This is a genomic window from Paenarthrobacter sp. NyZ202, assembly GCF_049860755.1.
Taxonomy (GTDB): domain Bacteria; phylum Actinomycetota; class Actinomycetes; order Actinomycetales; family Micrococcaceae; genus Arthrobacter.
On the sequence record NZ_CP187556.1, the window covers coordinates 2,452,655 to 2,469,889 of the forward strand.

The window sequence follows — 17,235 nt, forward strand, 5'->3', positions numbered from 1 at the left end:
TGCGGCTAGGCTCACCCACGTGAAACCCGAGCAATTGCCCTTGGTCAATACATTGTCCGCTCCCGCCATCCATCCCGATGGCAGCCGGGCCGTGGTCTCCGTGACGAGACCCGATTTCAACGCCGATGATTACGTTGGCCAGTTGTGGAGTGTTCCGTTGGATCCCACCAAGTATCCCAGGAGGATCACCCGCGGTTTCCGCGACACGGCGCCTGCGTTCTCGCCGGATGGCCTGGTCCTGGCTTTTCTTCGGCCGGATGCCGACGGCAAGCCGCAGTTGTTCGTGGTGGAGTCCGCCGGTGGTGAGCCGCAACGCGTTACCAACCAGCGCTGCGGTGTCAGTGGTTTCTCCTGGGCACCGGACTCCCACAGGATCGTCTTTACCGCCCGGGTGCCGGAGCCCGGCCGCTACGGAACGGTCGACGGCGTCACTCCCGGTAGGGAGGATGCCCGGCTGATCGCTGTGAACAAGTACCGCATGAACGGGGTGGGGTACGTCAGCGACCAGCGCCTGCAGGTGTTCGTCCTTGATCTTCCGGAACTGGGCGGCGAGCCGGTGGTCAAGCCACGGGGACGCGCCGCGCATGAAATGCCCGCCGCGGAATTTGCGGACGTACCGGCAGCGCGTCAGCTCACTTTCGACGATGCCGACCACGACGGAGCGACCTTTTCCTCAGACGGCCGGCATATCTACTTCCTTGCTGCTGCGCATGAGGGCAACGACAACGACCTCGTCACCTCCATGTACAAGGTGGCGGCCGCAGGCGGCGACGCCTCCGTTGTCCACGCCGGCCACTCCGGCCCGCAAAACGTCACAGCCGTCCGCGAGTCCGCCAACGGGCGGTCGCTTTTCTTCACCGCGCAGGACTTGGGGGAGTCGGGCACGGATTTCGTTGCCCGCAATTCCGTGCTGTTTGCCGTGTCCCTCGGCCAGCCCGGGGAAGACCCGGCAGAACCGGTGGCGCTGACCGACGCCGAGCACCTGGATGTCTCCGGCCCCTTGGAACAGAACGGACCCGACAGCGTCCTGGTGCTGAACACGGTTGCCGGAACCGTGGAACTGCTCACCGTCTCGTCGGCGGGCGACATCACACCGCTGGTGTTCGGACCGAAAGTGGTCACCGGGGCGACGGTCGCCGCCAACGGTGAAATCGCGGTGAGCTTCCAGGACGGCTCAACGGCGGGAGATGTGGCTTCGCTGGAAGGCGGAGAACTCCGGCTGCTGACGGACTTCTCTGCAGCCCTCAGGAATTATTCGCGGATTGTGGAGCCCGTCGCGTTCGAGGTGGAATCCGGTGACGGCCACCCCGTGCACGGCTGGGTTGTCCTGCCTGACGGACCGGGGCCACACCCAGCGCTGCTCACCATCCATGGGGGACCATTTGCGCAGTACACCGGGGCGTTCTTCGACGAAGCCCAGGTGTACGCCGCTGCTGGTTACGCGGTGGTGATGTGCAATCCGCGTGGTTCCTCAGGTTATGGGCAGGCCCACGGCCGCGCCATCAAGGGTCAGATGGGAACCCTGGACATGCTGGATGTGCTGGCATTCTTTGACGCGGCAGTGGCAGCCCACCCGGTCATCGACGCCGCCCGCACGGGAATCATGGGTGGCTCCTATGGCGGCTATCTCAGCGCCTGGATCATCGCCCACGACCACCGGTTCGAGGCGGCTGTCGTGGAACGTGGTTTCCTGGACCCGGTCAGTTTCGCCGGCTCTTCGGACATCGGGTGGTTCTTTGGGGGCGAATACACCGGCGGAACACCGGAACAACTCCTGGCCCAGAGTCCCATGGCCGTGGCGTCCGCGGTGAAGACGCCCACGCTGGTCATCCACAGCGAGAACGATCTTCGCTGCCCCCTGGAGCAGGGCCAGCGCTACTACGCAACCCTGAAGGCGAGCGGGGTGGACACGGCCTTTTTGGTGTTTCCCGGTGAGGACCATGAGCTTTCACGCTCGGGAACGCCGCACCACCGGCGGCAGCGGTTTGAGCACATCCTTGCTTGGTGGGCGGTGCATCTGCCCACGCCGCTGAATCCTGCGATTTCGGCCTAAGGGCACAGGAAACCAAGGCCCCGGCGTGCTTCATCGATGTCCGGCTGTGCCCAGCGGGCCGAGTGCTCGGCATTGCTGGACAACGACCGAAGTTCGGCCCTATCAAGGTAGAGGGTTCCACGAAGATGGTCGGTTTCGTGCTGCACGATCCTCGCCTGCCAGCCGGAGAACCATTCCTCCACAGGAGTTCCCGCAGGAGTTGCATACTTCAGTTCCACGTTCCGATGCCTGGTTACGACCGCCTGGTATCCGTTGACGGACAGGCAGCCTTCGTAGAAGGACGCGGTTTCCGTTCCCAGTGGATGGTAGGCCGGGTTGATGACCGCCATGAATTCCAGCGGGTCCCTGTGGCGGGCGGCGGCCGCTGCCGGATCAAGTTCGTATTTGTCTTCCAAAACAGCCACTTGGAGGGGTACGCCCAGCTGTGGCGCAGCAAGTCCCACCCCCGGCGCCGCGTGCATGACCTCACGCATGAGGTTGATGAATGCTTCCAACTCGGCATCGTCGACCTGACCGTCGAAGGGTGCTGCCAGTTGCCGGAGAACGGGATGTCCGGCCTGCACAATCGGGGGCATCACCTCTGCATCGAGCAAACGCCGGACGGCGTCCTTGATCTGATGCCGCGTGTAGTCAGTGGCCGGACCTTGTACGGCCGTCATCGGTTGGTGCGTCATGCTCCGAGCCTAACGCCAAGCGCCGGCGGCCCTCAGTCCTGGCACAACCGGGCTGTGGGTTAGGCTCTTCGAATGAGCAACAGCACCCTCGACCACGTCATCGGTTTCGTTAGAACAGTCGAGGCCGGCGGCGGCGCAGAGGACATCAGGCCGTACCTGGATCCGGAATTCACGCTGACGGAGTGGCCGCACGCCCTCTCCAAGATGGGGTCCACCAGGAACCTGGAGCAAACCCTGACCGGTGCCGACGACAGCAAGAGCATCGTGGCGGACCAGAAGTTCGAGATCGTCCGCACCACCTGCGAGGGCAACCGGGTGGTGCTGGAAATGAACTGGTCAGCCAGGCTACTGCTTGACCTTCCACATTGGGATGCGGGGGAGACCATCCGTGCGCGAAGCACCGCAGTCTTTGAACTGAGGGATGGACTGATCGTCAGCCAGGATACCTACGACTGTTACTACACCGCCGCTGGATAGTCGCGCGCAGCCGGCGGTGATGGCCGGCCACGCATGGTGAACCGGCTTTCAACGAGCCCGGCAACGGCCGTGGACTTCAGGGCGGATGCAAAAAGGCGGTTCCTGGCCGAGAGCAACGCCGGCTGCATGGGCCTTCCCAGAACCATGTTCAACCCCGCTTGGAATGAGGCGCGGGAGGCGGCCCGGATCCGCTCCTTCTCCCACGCCGGCAGGTCATGGTCGACCCGTTCCCCACGGTGTGCTGCACCTATGACCGGCGCCAGGGACGCGGCGTCCAGCCACCCCAGGTTCATCCCTTGCCCGCCGATGGGACTGATCTCGTGGGCTGCGTCGCCCAGGAGCATTACACGCCCGTGGACCATCCGCGGTGCAATCCGGGACTGCACCTCGAACGCACTCAGCATTGTGGTGGTGGACGGGTCTACCGGGACGCCGGTCCTGGCCGTAATCAATGCTGCCAGGGCACCCGCCGTCGAGCCCCTGTCCGGGGCGCCAAGGCGGGCGACCCACCTGCGGATCCCGCCGGGCAAGGGAAACGACTCGACTATCCCATCGGGTTCGAGGTACAGGACCGCCTGGTTGCCGTGCCCGGTTCCGTCGGCAAAATCGCCCATGAGGTAACTGTCCGGATAGGGCCGCACTCCAAGGCGCGGCATGAGCCGGCGACGGACCAGGGAGTGGGCACCGTCGGCGGCTGCCAGGAACCGGCATTCAAAGGTGGCATCGCCCTCGGGCCCTGCAGCACGGATGGTGACCGCACCGCCGTCGTCGAAAAGGCTCCGGACGTCAGCTCCCCGGATGACCGCTTCCGGGTCCAAAGCCACCACGGCCTGCTCAAGAACCTGCTCGGTGACCGGCTGCGGCACGGCGAGGATGTAGGGGAAGCCAGGGTCGCCTTGGAAGGGCAGTTCTGCGACCTTCCTTCCCCGGCTGTAAGCGACGCCCTTGGGGATGCGGATCCCGCCCGAAACCAAGGGGCCCGCCAGCCCTGCCCGGTCCAGCACCGCCAGCGCAGGAGGATGTATTCCGATAGCCCGTGAACGGCCGCTGCGGCCCTCCCTGCGCTCCAGGATCCGGACCTTCAGTCCCTGCTGCAGCAAGAGCACACCGAGGAACAGCCCGACCGGCCCGGCACCCACGATGCCGACGTCAATCCTGCCCATCGGGGCCGCTCCCGTCGCCATGCACCAGCAGATGGTGCCAGGGTCCGTTTGGTTCCACCCGCCACCCGGGCGGTGCGATCGCCGCCAGTTCGCCGGGGGTATAGCTGCGGCGGATCGAGGTAAGTCCATCGCCGCAGATGAAGGAACCAAGCCCAAGCGGCCAGAATCCCGCCAGGAACAGCCAGTAAGAGATGTTGCTTCGGGTGAGGTCATTGTGGAGGGCCAGATGCGCGGCCAACCGCTCCGAATCCGACAGGACCCCCATCAGTTCTTCCCTGCGGAGGTGATGGAGCATGTGGTTGGACAGGACGACGTCGAATGAACGGCCCTCTGCCACGAGGTCAGCGCTGTGCGCCTGCCTATAAGTCACCCCCGGCACTGCGGCTGCCCTCATCGCAAAGGCGAACGCCCGCTCATCAGGGTCGATCGCCGTCACCTGCAAGTCGAAGCCGTCCTTCCGGGCCCATCTGGCCAGGCTCCGGGCAACGTCCCCACCGCCACTGCCGATGTCCAGCAAGGACAGCGAACCCCGGGAGGCAAGCAGGGGCCTGATCCTGCTGCGGTAGGTCCGCGGCCATTCCGACAGAAGCCTGTTGACCACCGGGAACCTGGCGTAGCTGCGCTCCAGGCGTCGAAGGTCGCAGTCCGGTTTGTCCATCTCCTCGACGGCGGCAAGGTCCCTCTCCCGCAGGGCGCCCCAGGGAGTCACAGGACAGGGGAGACCAGCGTCAGGAGGGCTGTCTCAACCGTGAGTCCAGGACCAAATGCCATGGAACATATCCGCTCCTCGCGGGCCTGGGCCGGCCTGTCCAACAGGTACTTAAGCACGAACAGCACCGTCGCGCTGCTCATGTTGCCGTATTCCCGAAGCGTTTCGCGGGCAGGAACCAGCTGCTCCCGGGTGAGCTCCAGCCTGGACTCAACCTTGTCCAAAATACTTCTCCCGCCAGGATGGATGGCCCAGTGCGTAATGTCCTTGTACGAACGGGCGGCCAACTCCGGTTCCTTGGCAAGCAGCGGCTCAAGGGCCCCCGTGATGTGCTCTTCGATGATGTGCGGCACGTACGAGCCCAGCACCATCTCGAAGCCTTCGTCCCCAATGTTCCATGCCATGGCTTCTTCACCCACCGGCGTCAGGACAGTTTCGAAATGATCCAACCTGAGCACAGGTTCGGGACCCTGGGGTTCGCGCGCCGTGACGATTGCAGCGGCGGCGCCGTCGCCAAAAATGGCTGAGCCCATGATCGTGTCAGGGTCGTTCGACGTCCTGACATGCAACGAACACAATTCCGCACAGATGACCAGCACCACAGCTGACGGATCTGCCGTGCAGAACTGCCTGGCGGCCCTTAGCGCGGGGAAGGCTGCATAGCAACCCATGAAGCCCAGGTGATAGCGCTGTACGGCCGGATTAAGGCCCAGAGCACGCACCACCTTGTAATCGGGTCCGGGGTTGAAGAATCCCGTGCAGGAGACGGTGACAACATGGGTGATGTCGTCCAGGTCAAGATCCGGGACGCCTGCGATGGCGGCCTTCGCTGATTCAATGAAGAGCTTGGTGGCTTCCGTGGCGAAGATTTCATTGCGGACTTTGGTGCTGGGGCTCAACACCTGGTTCAGGCCCGGATCAAAGAACTTGGGATTCTCCGGATGTGCATCCAGGCTCAGTTCCTCGACGGCGGTGTAGCGGGTATCGATGGCGGCTGAATCGAAGCAGGTGGAAACGAGTCGTGAACCCAGGCGGGTCAGCCCGGGCTGCGCGGCAAACACGTCACGCGCCTGGGACTGGACGAGGATGGTCGGCGGAACTGCGGTTTCAAGGGACCTCACGTATACCGGCATGCTTCATTCTTAGTGAGTATGGTGTGGAAGACAATGCCCTGCCCGCCATCCGCCGGCCGGGTCGCGCCATTCCACGGCCCGGCGGACTGTGGGTTTAGGGTGGACACTGGCGTTGCCGCAGGCGTGGCAACCAACGAGAATCGAAGCTACTGGCCGTGGCCGGCCAGTTCCAGGAACGCGGCGCCGACGGGGGACTGTTGGGCAGCGCCGCCCAGCAGATGGAGAGACGATGAGCATTGACGCGAGGACCGACACCCAGGCCTCTGCCACCCATGTTGCGGACACCCACGACCTCATCCGGGTGCAGGGTGCGCGCGAGAACAACCTCAAGGACGTCAGCATCGACATCCCAAAGCGCCGGCTTACGGTGTTTACAGGCGTGTCCGGCTCGGGGAAGAGCTCCCTGGTATTCGGCACCATCGCTGCCGAATCCCAACGCATGATCAACGAGACCTACAGCGCATTCGTCCAGGGTTTCATGCCTTCTTTGTCGCGGCCCGATGTAGACCGGCTGGAAGGACTGACCACAGCCATCATCGTCGACCAGGAACGAATGGGATCGAACCCGCGCTCCACGGTCGGCACCGCCACGGACGCCAACGCGATGCTGCGGATCCTGTTCAGCCGCCTGGGCCAGCCGCACATCGGCTCGCCCAACGCCTATTCCTTCAACGTCCCCACCGTCAAAGCCAGCGGCGCCATTACGGTGGACCGCGGCGAGGGCAAGACGAAGACCGAGAAAGCGTCCTTCAACCGGCTGGGCGGGATGTGTTCGCGATGTGAAGGCATGGGGTCCGTCAGCGACTTCGACCTCACTGCCCTCTACGATGAGACCAAGTCCCTGAACGAGGGCGCACTCAGCGTGCCCGGTTACACAATGGATGGCTGGTACGGGCGGATTTTCAGCGGCTCGGGCTACTTCAACATGGACAAGCCGATTGCCAGGTTCACCAAGAAGGAACTCCACGATCTGCTGTACCGTGAACCCACCAAAATCAAGGTGGAAGGCATCAACCTCACGTACGAGGGGATCATCCCCAAGATCCAGAAGTCGATGCTGTCCAAGGACGTCGATGCCCTCCAGCCACATATCCGGGCCTTCGTGGAGCGGGCCATCACGTTCACCACCTGCCCGGAGTGCGAGGGCACCAGGCTGAGCCCCGAGGCCCGGTCATCCAAGATCAATGGCAAGAGCATCGCCGATGTCTGCAAGATGCAGATCAGCGACCTGGCCGGTTGGATCCGTGAGCTGGACGAGCCGTCGGTGGCACCCCTTCTCAAGGGGCTCCAGCACCTTCTTGATTCGTTCACAGGGATCGGGCTCGGGTATCTGTCCCTGGACCGCCCAGCCGGAACACTGTCCGGGGGAGAGGCCCAGAGGACCAAGATGATCCGCCACCTCGGATCGTCCTTGACCGATGTGACCTATGTGTTCGACGAGCCCACCATCGGCCTTCATCCCCACGACATCGAGCGGATGAACCAACTGTTGGTCCAGCTCAGGGACAAAGGCAACACAGTGCTGGTGGTTGAGCACAAGCCTGAAACCATTGCCATCGCTGACCATGTGGTCGATCTCGGCCCGGGTGCAGGTACGGGCGGCGGCACTGTGTGCTTCGAAGGCGACCTGGACGGGCTGCGGGGGAGTAACACCATCACCGGCCGGCATCTGGACGACCGTGCCGGTATCAAGGATTCGGTCCGGACGCCGAAGGGCCGTCTTGAGATCCACGGCGCATCCACCAACAACCTGAAAAACGTGGATGTGGACATCCCGCTCGGTGTCCTGTGCGTGCTGACCGGCGTTGCGGGTTCCGGCAAGAGCTCATTGATCCACGGTTCGGTGGCAAAGCGGGATGGCGTGCTGGTGATCGACCAAGGAGCCATCCGTGGGTCCCGGCGCAGCAATCCGGCAACCTACACGGGACTGCTGGAACCCATTCGCAAGGCATTCGCGAAGGCCAACGGCGTCAAGCCCGCACTGTTCAGCTCCAACTCCGAAGGCGCGTGTCCCACCTGCAACGGCGCCGGCGTGATCTACACGGATCTCGGCGTCATGGCCACCGTCGAGTCGACCTGCGAGGAATGCGAGGGAAAGCGCTTTCAGGCCTCGGTGCTGGAGTACCGGCTCGGCGGCAGGAATATTGCAGACGTGCTTGCAATGTCGGTCAATGAAGCTGAAGAGTTCTTTGGTGGCGGTGACGCCCGTACGCCTGCTGCCCACAAGATCCTGGACAGGCTTGCCGACGTCGGGCTCGGGTACCTGACGCTTGGCCAGCCACTGACCACCTTGTCCGGCGGTGAACGCCAGAGGCTGAAGCTCGCCACGCAGATGTCCGAGAAAGGCGACATCTACATACTCGATGAGCCGACCACCGGGTTACATTTGGCTGATGTGCAAAATCTGCTGGGCATGCTGGACCGGTTGGTCGAATCCGGCAAGTCAGTGATCGTGATCGAGCATCACCAAGCTGTCATGGCCCACGCCGACTGGATCATCGACCTTGGACCGGGCGCTGGACACGACGGCGGAAGGATCGTTTTCACAGGAACGCCCGAGCAACTCATCGCCGACGGTTCAACGCTGACGGGCAAGCACCTTGGGGCTTATGTAGGCGCCTGACGCAGCCCCTTTCGAATCTCGCCAATAACGCCGATAATCTACATTATGTAAAGTTGAATAGTGATTATTGCATCTGATGCATGATCACCCTCTCCTTCTTATCGGTCGCCGGATCTGCATTCCTGGACGACTAAATGTGCCCCTGAACTGGGGAAACGCAGAACTAACGGTTGCTAGTAGTCGGTCGCTGGTCCATCGCAGTGGACCCAGAAGCTGGGTTGCAACAGGCTGGATTGGCCCGTGAATCCGCGGATTTGCGCGGGCTATGCATTAATTGCATGATTCTTGCATCCAATGCAATGTATCAGGAGGCTTTGTGGCGGTTGATTCAGCGGGACGTGTGCTCGACTTCGGCGCTGTGCGTTTCCTTCACCCGGAGGACCACGTGTTCACCCAGATGCTCAGCGGCTGGCGCAACCAGCAGTTGAGCCGGAACCTTGCGTTTGGCACCATCGAGGGCCGAGAACGGCTGGTGACGCGGTTTCAGGAGTCCACGAACGTGTATCCATGGCAATGGACGCCGGCCCACGTGGATGAGTTCTTCGGTGATCTGCGCAGCGTGAAACACTCTGCCCAATCCACGATCCGAAGCTATCAGGCGGCGCTTCGGGCATTCTGCTCGTACGTCGCTTCGCCCGATTATGGCTGGGACCGGGTCTGCGAGCAGTATTTTGGATCGCACCCTTCACAGGTCTGCTTTGACTGGAACACGGCGGTCCACGCCCAGACCAACGAATCGGACCCCAAGCGGCGGCCGTTCACCCGGCAGGAGCTGCAGGCCTTCTTTGACCGGGCCGATGACGAGGTCGACAGGATCGCGACGCTGGGCCGCAAGGGCTGGCTGCCGGCCTACCGCGACGCTGTCCTATTCAAGGTTGCTTACTCCTGGGGTCTGCGGCGCAATGAGGTCAGGCACCTGCAGACCGTCGATTTTGCCCGGAACCCGCACGCGCGGGAATTCGGCAAGTACGGGGTCCTGCAGGTCCGCTACGGCAAAGCCATGAAGGGTTCACCACCCAAACGCCGCAGCGTCCTGACCGTCTTCGACTGGTCCACGGAAATCGTTGCCGACTGGCTCGAACGCGGCCACCCGCACATGACCGACGGCCTGGACCTGTTCCCTTCAGAACGGGGCACCCTTGTTTCGGAGACCGCGCTGAACCGAAGGTTTAACCGGTACTGCGAGGACCTGGGCCTCTCCCCCGGCCTGGACATCCACTCGCTACGCCGCTCCTACGTCACGCACCTGATCGAATCAGGCATGGACGCTTTGTTCGTCCAGCACCAGGCCGGGCATGAGCACGCCTCAACGACCGCCCTCTACACCTCCGTCTCCAGCGACTACCGGGTTAAAACACTGCGCCGTGCTCTGGACTCCACGGTCCGGGACGCGCTGGCCGGAATGGAAGACTGAACGCATGAAACGAGAGATCGACTACCGATGGCGGCTTGCAGAACTCATGGCAGCCCGGGGAATGCACAACAGCACAGACCTCAGCCCCCTACTCAAGGAACGCGGCATCGAACTCTCCTCTTCCCAGGTCTATCGGCTCGTCACCCAACGCCCGGAGCGCGTCTCACTCATTATGATTGCTGCGCTCTGCGACATCTTCTCCTGCGGCCCCGAAGACCTGGTCACCGTCACGGCGACAGATGCCAAGGTCCGCAAAGTCGCTTCCGACGCCAATGTCGTGGACCTGAACAAGACCATCCGGCCCAAACGTGCCCGGGTAATCCGCGATGACGGCTGAGATCAGCCCCCGGATGGCCATTCGGGGCCGGCCCCGCACCACCGGGGCATTCACCTGCGACAGGTGCTCACGGGCAGCCAGCAAACACCGCGCCAGCTGGCCCGAAGGCAGGATCTGCGGGACCTGCTTCACGGTCGCCATGCGCACCCACGGGAACTGCCCCGGCTGCGGAACAGAACGCATGCTCCCCGGAAGGTCTGCTTCCCACAGTGATAACCCAGTCTGCGCCGATTGCGCCGGCATCACCCAGGACTACCACTGCTCCGGTTGCGGCACGGAAACCGAGCATTACCGCCAGAACACCTGCGCCCGCTGCTCACTCCGAAGCGACCTCGCCGGGCTGTTACACGTCGACGAGTCTCAGGGCACGGAAACCACGGCAGCGAAGCTGCTCGGGGCGCTCACCGGGGCCCAGCGCCCCGAAAGCATCCTCACCTGGCTCCGCAAATCCGGCGTCCGCGAACTGCTCGAACGAGTCGCTATTGGTGAGATCCCGCTCAGTCACGAGGCGCTGGACAGGGAACCCAGGAGCCTGCGGGTGGAGCACCTGCGCAGCCTGCTCGTCCACCACAAGCTACTCCCGGTCCGGGACCACTACCTCGCGCTCTTTGAGCGGTGGCTAAGCGGCAAGCTTGATGACATTGATGACATCGAGGTTCGGCGACCCATTGAGTCCTTCGCCCGCTGGCATCACCTGCGACGCATCAGAACACTCTCTACAGACGGGAAGCCCACCCGCGGTCCCGTGCACAGCGCGAAGCAGGAAATCACCGAAACCATCAAATTCCTCGTCTGGCTCAAGGTCACTCACGGACGAACGGTCGCCTCCTGCCTCCAAGCCGACGTCGACGCCTGGCTAGCCGACGGCCCCACAACCAGACATGCCATCAGAACCTTTTTCGTCTGGGCGGTGAAGAACCGGACCTGCACCAACATCACCATCGGCTTCCGGCAGGCCAAGACAGTGCCACTGCTCACCCAGGCTCAGAGGCTCACCATGCTCAAGGCCTGCCTCACAGACAATATCGACACCCTGTCCTACCGGGTCGCCGCCACTCTCTTGCTGCTCTACGCCCAACCGGTCGTGAAGATCGCCGCAATGAAAAGCACCGACGTGATCCTCACGCCCGATGGTCCGCGCCTCTCGCTCGGGGAAGAACACCCAGCGCCAGTGCCCGAGCCTTTCGCCTCACTGCTCACTAAACACCTCGCCTCACGCCCCAACATGCGTACCGGCAGCAGCTCCGGCAGTCCGTGGCTCTTCCCCGGCTACCGCGCCGGCCAACACGTCCACCCCAACACGCTCATGACGCGGCTCAGAGAAATCGGCATCGACCTCCTAGGCGCACGCAACGCATCACTGCGCGGCTTGGTCAACGAAATCCCCGCACCGCTCGTCGCAGAAATGCTCGGCTACAGCTACCAAGTCACACAGAAACACGCCACAGCCGCGGCAGAACCCTGGTCTCGATACGCAGGAACCCTACCGGGACCTAGATAACTCAACCGCACTTGAAGCACTGTTTAATGACTCAATGAACAAAGCTGCGGCTAGCGACACGCTCCTCCAAAGCGCCGTGCCATCATCGATTCGCGCAGACGCTGACTCCGCACTCCTCAGTTTGGGAAGCCCGGAACTTCAAACGACGCCTCACCTAATCCAAGACACGCACTCCGGAGCCTCGCAACGGCCCGGAATACTCGTCCAGGGTCAGCTCGTCCAGATCCCGTACAGGGTCTACTTCGCGTGGCCCGAGTCGCGCCGCACAAGGCACTTGAACCAAACCCAACTACTGGTGCTATGGGCTTGGATGACCAGACACGCTGACGGCAGAATCCGACAGGAAGCCCTGAGGAAGCTCCTGCAGGGAGACGCTCCGTGGACCATTCCTTACGTCATCCAACTGTGTGGCGAGTATGTGGTCGAGATCGCGTCCGACGTACTTCAATTCCTCACGACGGAGCTACCAAAACGCCCACAACTTCGACAGTCTTACAGGCAGTTCATCGCCGACAACCAAACGTTCGTGGCGCTGACAGAGCAGAGGGCTCTGAGCTATTGGAATGCCTACGACAGATGGCGATTTGCGCAGGACGAATACCCCCAGCTAGCAGCCCTCCGACTCTTGGATGACCTACGCCGTGAAAGCCAGGTAAAAGGTAAGGACTAGTTCCACCCGACCGACCAGTCACGCCCTGCGCCCACTCGACATACTGCCAATGAATTCCGGCGGCCTGGACTCACCATCCCATGTCACGGGCAACCTCTGCCCGTGCGACGTCGATCTGCGTCTGGGTGACGCCAGGTATGTCCGTCTCAGTTTCAATACAGGTCAGGAGGTCCGCCAAGGCCTGCTTCTCCGCCGGGTGCGTTGTCGGGACCGAGTTCAGATCAACGGACATCAGCCAGTCATAGAGAACAACAACGTCCGCGCGCCAGAGGTTGATGCTAACAGTTGGTATCGAAGGATCCATTCACCAAACTCCCCACCTCGAGTCCGCCCGAAATGGAGGACGCTAGAACAGAATAGTTTGGAATCGAATATGCACGGATGCCACTAGTACTCTGCGTATCTCATCAGATGAATCAATTCGCCGGTCCCCTGACTCCGGCGAGGAAGTTCTGGGCGCCATTTCCCCGTCGCGCTAGAATGAACCGGTCATGACAGGCAGCCCAACCCGTCTCCTTGCATGGTTCGTCGTTCTGTCGAGCCTGCTTGCAGGGTGCACTGCCGCGCCCGACGCAGAAACACAGCCAACGCCATCGAGCACCATGACCCTGCCGGCAGCGGGGCAGATTGATCAACCGCTGCCGGCTCCATCTGGGCTGCCCGCAGGCGAAAGTACCCCGGCGCCACCTCCGCCGACACAGCCGGCACCTGCCCCTCCCCCTCTCCCGGGGCCGTTTGCTCTCAACCTTTACCAAGAGGGCGACTTCGTACCGCAGTACACCTTCGACTGGTGTGTCGCTGCAAGCATTCAAATGGCACACAACCTGATGGACGACACCGGCGGTGCACAGTGGGCCGGTCGAGCCCAGCAGAACGAACTGTGGGACATGGCGCGGGCGCGGTCATCCAACTCATTCAATGGCGCCAACCCGCTGGGCTGGGCACAGGTGCTGACAGAGGTGGGGCTGGGTCCCTACGAAGTTGTCAGCATCCCGGACTACCAGGACGCATTGCGGACGGCAGCGCGCGCCATCACCGAAACCGGGCGTCCCGTGGGCCTGGTGATGTGGAGCGGCCGCCACGCATGGGTGATGAGCGGGTTCGAATCCGTGGGCGACCCGGCCCTTTTCACCGACTTTTCCGTGACCAGCATCCACGTCCTGGATCCGCTGTACCCCCACGGCAGTGGCCAGTGGGGCCCATCCCCCGCCCCAAACAGTCTTTTGACGCCGGAACAGCTGTCCACCCAGTTTGTGGTCCGCGAGCCACGCCGATGGAGCAGCGGACTCCAGGCGGGCTACCTGCTGGTGCTCCCCCGCCAGGCCTAGGAACGCCAAGGGGATGCCCCGCCACTGAAGGGCGGGGCATCCGGGCGTTGACCCTACTGCTGGGCCTGGTGGTCCCCCGCGATATTGACCATCCATGCGATGCCGAATTTGTCGACGCACATGCCAAAGCTGTCGCCCCACGGCGCCTGCTCCAGCGGCATGGTGACCGTCCCGCCGTCGGAAAGCTTGTCCCAGTAGCCGCGCAGTTCGGCTTCGTCAGCCGACTCACCGCTGAGTGAGACCGACATGTTGTTGCCAGGGTTGTAATCCATGCCGTTTGGCGTATCGGCAGCCATAATGGTCAGTCCGCTTGGAGCCACGAGCATGGAATGCATGACCTTGTCCGCTTCGGCGGGATCGTCGCTGACCTGGAAATCGCCGAACGTGCTCAGCGTGAGTTCCCCGCCGAACACCGATTCGTAAAAGTTGATGGCGTCCCTGGCATTGTCCCGGAAGGAAATGTAGGGGTTGAGCCTGATTGTCATGACTTCTCCTTAGGGTTGTTTCGTTGTTGTACCGCCGCTGTCGTGCCAGCACGTCGCGGTGCCATGCCCCGCGAAGCCGTTAGCCGCCGTCGTAAGCCTTTTGCAAAACGTTCACGTCCAGTTTCCGCATCGTCAGCATCGCTTCCATGGCCCGCCTTGAGCCTTCGGGGTCCGGACCGTTCAACAGCTGCGGGAGGGCCGTGGGAACAATCTGCCAGGACAATCCGTATTTGTCCTTCAGCCATCCGCACTGGCTCTCCTCTCCCCCGCCCTCAAGCAGCGCATCCCAATAACGGTCAACCTCGTCCTGCGATGCGCAGTTCACTACCAGCGACACCGCTTCGGTGAAGGAGAAGGCAGGCCCGCCGTTGAGGGCCATGAACTGCCGGCCTTCGACTTCAAATTCAACGGTCATGGGAGATCCGTCCGGCCCTGGCATGGAACCGAGGATGGCCGAGTTGTCGAAAATCGATGTATAGAAGCCGGCCGCTTCAGCGGCCTGTCCGTCGAACCACAAACAGGTAGAAATCTTCTGCACGAGCCACCTTCCACAGTTTGATGGAGGGAACCGGACGTCCCCCGTCCGAGGCTAGTCGCGTGGGTTCCCGCACACAACGCCCGACGGCGGTACGCCCGGTTCCGATCGACGCTTCGCCTGCGCGGGGCGAGGGAGGATAACCTCGAAACCATGCAATCCACACCACGCACCTGGGTCCCGGCTGCCATCGGCGACCTCGTCCTGATTCTCGTCTTCGCAGGCGTAGGCCGCGACGCCCACGCGCGGGGTGACATCATCACGGGCGCTTTCGCCACAGCTTGGCCTTTCCTGGCCGGCGCGGCAGCGGCGTGGCTGCTCCTTCGCGTCTGGCGGCAGCCGTTGGCTCTGTGGCCGTCCGGCGTGGGCGTATGGCTCGTCACTGTCGCTGTGGGAATGGCGCTGCGGGCGATCACCGGACAGACAGTAGTGGTGCCGTTCGTCATCGTGGCCCTCCTGAGCCTCGGCGTCTTCCTCCTGGGCTTCCGGGCCGTGGCTGCCCTGATCAGACGGGGCCGCCGGCAACGGCAACGCCGGGCGTGAAAGGGCCTGCCGCCACCCCCATGCACTAGGCTAAAGAGCGTCCGCAATGACGCTTTTCACGAAAGGCCCCACGTTGATCACTGCTTTCGTCCTGATCAAGACCGATGCGTCGCGCATACCGGAAACGGCCGAGCAGATCTCGGCGATCCAGGGCATCAGCGAGGTCTACTCCGTCACGGGGGAATGGGACCTCATCGCGGTGGCCAGGGTCACGCAGCACGAAGACCTGGCAGACGTCATCGCCGACCGTCTCTCAAAAGTACCTTCAGTGGTTCACACCACCACGCATATCGCCTTCCGGGCTTACTCGCAGCATGACCTGGACGCCGCCTTCGCCCTGGGCTTCGAATAAGCCGGCACCCCCACGACGCCGCCCCATGGCGACGGCCCGGCCTGCGGACGGTGGCCTACGGCCCGTTGGCTGCGCCCGGTTGGCTGCGGGCACTAGCTACGACTCAGGGCCGTCCACTTTTGAAGGACGGCAGCCGCCTTCCCGGAGTCGACGGCGTCGGCAGCCTTGGCATACGCCGCCTGCATCCTCCCCAGCAACGGGCCTTCCGCCGTGAGGTCAGCGGCCACGAGGCCTGCGGCTGCATTCAGGAGCACGGCGTCCCGCACCGGTCCGGTCTTCCCGTCGAGGATTTCCCTGACGACTGCGGCGTTGGCAGCAGCATCTCCTCCCCGCAGGTCAGCCACCGTTGAGGGCGCGATGCCGAGTTCCGCGGGCGAGAACACCTGCTCGGTCACAGCGCCGTCGCGGATTTCCCAGACAGTGGAAGGTCCGGTAGGCGTCAACTCGTCCAAACCGTCATCACCACGGAACACCAGGCCCCGGCTGCCGCGGCGTGCGAGGACACCGGCCACCAAGGGAGCCATGCGTGCATTGGCCACACCCACGGCTGACGCCTGGACATGCGCGGGATTGGTCATGGGACCCAGGAAGTTGAAGGCGGTGGGAACAGCAAGCTCCCGCCGAGGCACGGCCGTATGGCGGAACGACGGGTGGAATACCTGGGCAAAGCAGAACGTGATTCCGGCCTCTTCGGCGTTCCGCGCGACCTGCTCAATGGTCAGGTCCAGGCGGACGCCAAGTGCTTCCAGCACATCGGCCGATCCGGAAGTGGACGAGGCGGCCCTGTTGCCGTGCTTGACCACCTTGGCACCGGCTCCGGCAGCAACCAGCGACGCCATGGTGGAGATGTTGACCGTATTGAGGCGGTCCCCACCCGTTCCCACGATGTCCAGCTTCTCGCCCGTGATGGAAATCTCATTGGCGTTCCGAAGCATGGCAGCCACCAGCCCGGCGAGTTCCTCCACGGTTTCACCCTTGGCCCGGAGCGCGACAAGGAAACCTGCGATCTGGGCAGGCGTCGCATCGCCGGCCATGATGGTATTCATGGCCCACTCCGTATTGGCGGCCGCGAGATCGTCGCCGTCGATGAGTGCAGAGATGAGGCCAGGCCAGGTATTGCTGGCCACAGGTGCCGATGCCGGAGAAGTCACCTCCTGATGCTATCGACCGAGCCGCGCCCCTGACCAATGTGAACCGGACCGGGAACTTTTCCGCGCGATTTCGCGTCTTTGTAGAAA

At 63.0% G+C, this 17,235-nt stretch carries 17 protein-coding genes; 9 read left to right on the forward strand and 8 right to left on the reverse strand.

The window, feature by feature from the left end; genetic code table 11:
- The first annotated feature begins 19 nt into the window (after positions 1 to 19).
- Positions 20 to 2,053, forward strand: coding sequence for a prolyl oligopeptidase family serine peptidase (locus ACPFL9_RS11335; protein ID WP_426002723.1), 2,034 nt, complete (start codon positions 20 to 22; stop codon positions 2,051 to 2,053).
- Here ACPFL9_RS11335 and ACPFL9_RS11340 read toward each other — a convergent pair.
- Positions 2,050 to 2,727, reverse strand: a complete 678-nt coding sequence (locus ACPFL9_RS11340; RefSeq protein ID WP_426002724.1) for a peptide deformylase — start codon at positions 2,725 to 2,727, stop codon at positions 2,050 to 2,052. The two genes, ACPFL9_RS11335 and ACPFL9_RS11340, sit on opposite strands and share 4 nt — an antisense overlap.
- Positions 2,728 to 2,799: 72 nt before the next feature.
- On the opposite strand from ACPFL9_RS11340, the gene ACPFL9_RS11345 reads away from it, so the two are divergent.
- Entirely contained in the window at positions 2,800 to 3,204 is a 405-nt protein-coding gene (locus ACPFL9_RS11345) for a nuclear transport factor 2 family protein (RefSeq protein ID WP_426002725.1), read from the forward strand.
- Here the strand turns inward: ACPFL9_RS11345 and ACPFL9_RS11350 are convergent.
- Genes ACPFL9_RS11350 through ACPFL9_RS11360 form a run of 3 tightly spaced genes read right to left on the reverse strand, consistent with a single transcriptional unit; the run spans position 3,186 to position 6,209 of the window.
- Positions 3,186 to 4,388: an FAD-dependent oxidoreductase gene (locus tag ACPFL9_RS11350; RefSeq protein ID WP_426002726.1), complete on the reverse strand. Its 1,203-nt coding sequence runs from the start codon at positions 4,386 to 4,388 to the stop codon at positions 3,186 to 3,188. The two genes, ACPFL9_RS11345 and ACPFL9_RS11350, sit on opposite strands and share 19 nt — an antisense overlap.
- Entirely contained in the window at positions 4,354 to 5,076 is a 723-nt protein-coding gene (locus tag ACPFL9_RS11355; protein WP_426002727.1) for a class I SAM-dependent methyltransferase, read from the reverse strand. The genes ACPFL9_RS11350 and ACPFL9_RS11355 overlap by 35 nt, the downstream gene beginning before the upstream one ends.
- Positions 5,073 to 6,209: a type III polyketide synthase gene (locus ACPFL9_RS11360; RefSeq protein WP_426002730.1), complete on the reverse strand. Its 1,137-nt coding sequence runs from the start codon at positions 6,207 to 6,209 to the stop codon at positions 5,073 to 5,075. Before ACPFL9_RS11360 ends, ACPFL9_RS11355 begins: the two co-directional genes overlap by 4 nt.
- 229 nt (positions 6,210 to 6,438) lie before the next feature.
- On the opposite strand from ACPFL9_RS11360, the gene ACPFL9_RS11365 reads away from it, so the two are divergent.
- From ACPFL9_RS11365 to ACPFL9_RS11380, 4 genes are all read left to right on the forward strand, one after another.
- A complete protein-coding gene (locus ACPFL9_RS11365) occupies positions 6,439 to 8,832 on the forward strand; it encodes an ATP-binding cassette domain-containing protein (protein WP_426002731.1) in 2,394 nt (797 codons plus the stop codon).
- Positions 8,833 to 9,148: 316 nt separating this feature from the next.
- Positions 9,149 to 10,246, forward strand: a complete 1,098-nt coding sequence (locus ACPFL9_RS11370) for a tyrosine-type recombinase/integrase (protein ID WP_426002733.1) — start codon at positions 9,149 to 9,151, stop codon at positions 10,244 to 10,246.
- A 4-nt stretch (positions 10,247 to 10,250) separates the two neighbouring features.
- Positions 10,251 to 10,583 (forward strand): helix-turn-helix domain-containing protein, encoded by a 333-nt coding sequence (locus ACPFL9_RS11375; RefSeq protein WP_426002734.1) that lies wholly within the window; start codon positions 10,251 to 10,253, stop codon positions 10,581 to 10,583.
- Positions 10,573 to 12,084, forward strand: coding sequence for a hypothetical protein (locus tag ACPFL9_RS11380; RefSeq protein WP_426002735.1), 1,512 nt, complete (start codon positions 10,573 to 10,575; stop codon positions 12,082 to 12,084). Before ACPFL9_RS11375 ends, ACPFL9_RS11380 begins: the two co-directional genes overlap by 11 nt.
- A gap of 740 nt (positions 12,085 to 12,824) precedes the next feature.
- Here ACPFL9_RS11380 and ACPFL9_RS11385 read toward each other — a convergent pair.
- Positions 12,825 to 12,986, reverse strand: coding sequence for a hypothetical protein (locus ACPFL9_RS11385; protein WP_426002736.1), 162 nt, complete (start codon positions 12,984 to 12,986; stop codon positions 12,825 to 12,827).
- A 259-nt stretch (positions 12,987 to 13,245) separates the two neighbouring features.
- Between ACPFL9_RS11385 and ACPFL9_RS11390 the strand changes: the two genes are divergently transcribed.
- Positions 13,246 to 14,082 carry a hypothetical protein gene (locus ACPFL9_RS11390; RefSeq protein WP_426002738.1) on the forward strand — a complete coding sequence of 279 codons (837 nt, stop codon included), beginning with the start codon at positions 13,246 to 13,248 and terminating at the stop codon, positions 14,080 to 14,082.
- 53 nt (positions 14,083 to 14,135) lie between these two features.
- On the opposite strand, the gene ACPFL9_RS11395 is transcribed toward ACPFL9_RS11390, so the two are convergent.
- Positions 14,136 to 14,567 (reverse strand): VOC family protein, encoded by a 432-nt coding sequence (locus tag ACPFL9_RS11395; RefSeq protein ID WP_426002739.1) that lies wholly within the window; start codon positions 14,565 to 14,567, stop codon positions 14,136 to 14,138.
- A 79-nt stretch (positions 14,568 to 14,646) separates the two neighbouring features.
- Positions 14,647 to 15,105 carry a VOC family protein gene (locus ACPFL9_RS11400; RefSeq protein ID WP_426002741.1) on the reverse strand — a complete coding sequence of 153 codons (459 nt, stop codon included), beginning with the start codon at positions 15,103 to 15,105 and terminating at the stop codon, positions 14,647 to 14,649.
- A gap of 150 nt (positions 15,106 to 15,255) precedes the next feature.
- On the opposite strand from ACPFL9_RS11400, the gene ACPFL9_RS11405 reads away from it, so the two are divergent.
- Both ACPFL9_RS11405 and ACPFL9_RS11410 read left to right on the forward strand, forming a co-directional pair.
- Complete coding sequence (locus ACPFL9_RS11405) at positions 15,256 to 15,645, forward strand: DUF3054 domain-containing protein (RefSeq protein ID WP_426002742.1); 390 nt, start codon at positions 15,256 to 15,258, stop codon at positions 15,643 to 15,645.
- A 73-nt stretch (positions 15,646 to 15,718) separates the two neighbouring features.
- Positions 15,719 to 15,997 (forward strand): Lrp/AsnC family transcriptional regulator, encoded by a 279-nt coding sequence (locus tag ACPFL9_RS11410; RefSeq protein WP_426007537.1) that lies wholly within the window; start codon positions 15,719 to 15,721, stop codon positions 15,995 to 15,997.
- A gap of 92 nt (positions 15,998 to 16,089) precedes the next feature.
- Here the strand turns inward: ACPFL9_RS11410 and trpD are convergent, their stop codons facing one another.
- Complete coding sequence (trpD, locus tag ACPFL9_RS11415) at positions 16,090 to 17,148, reverse strand: anthranilate phosphoribosyltransferase (protein ID WP_426002743.1); 1,059 nt, start codon at positions 17,146 to 17,148, stop codon at positions 16,090 to 16,092.
- Between the last annotated feature and the right edge of the window lie 87 nt (positions 17,149 to 17,235).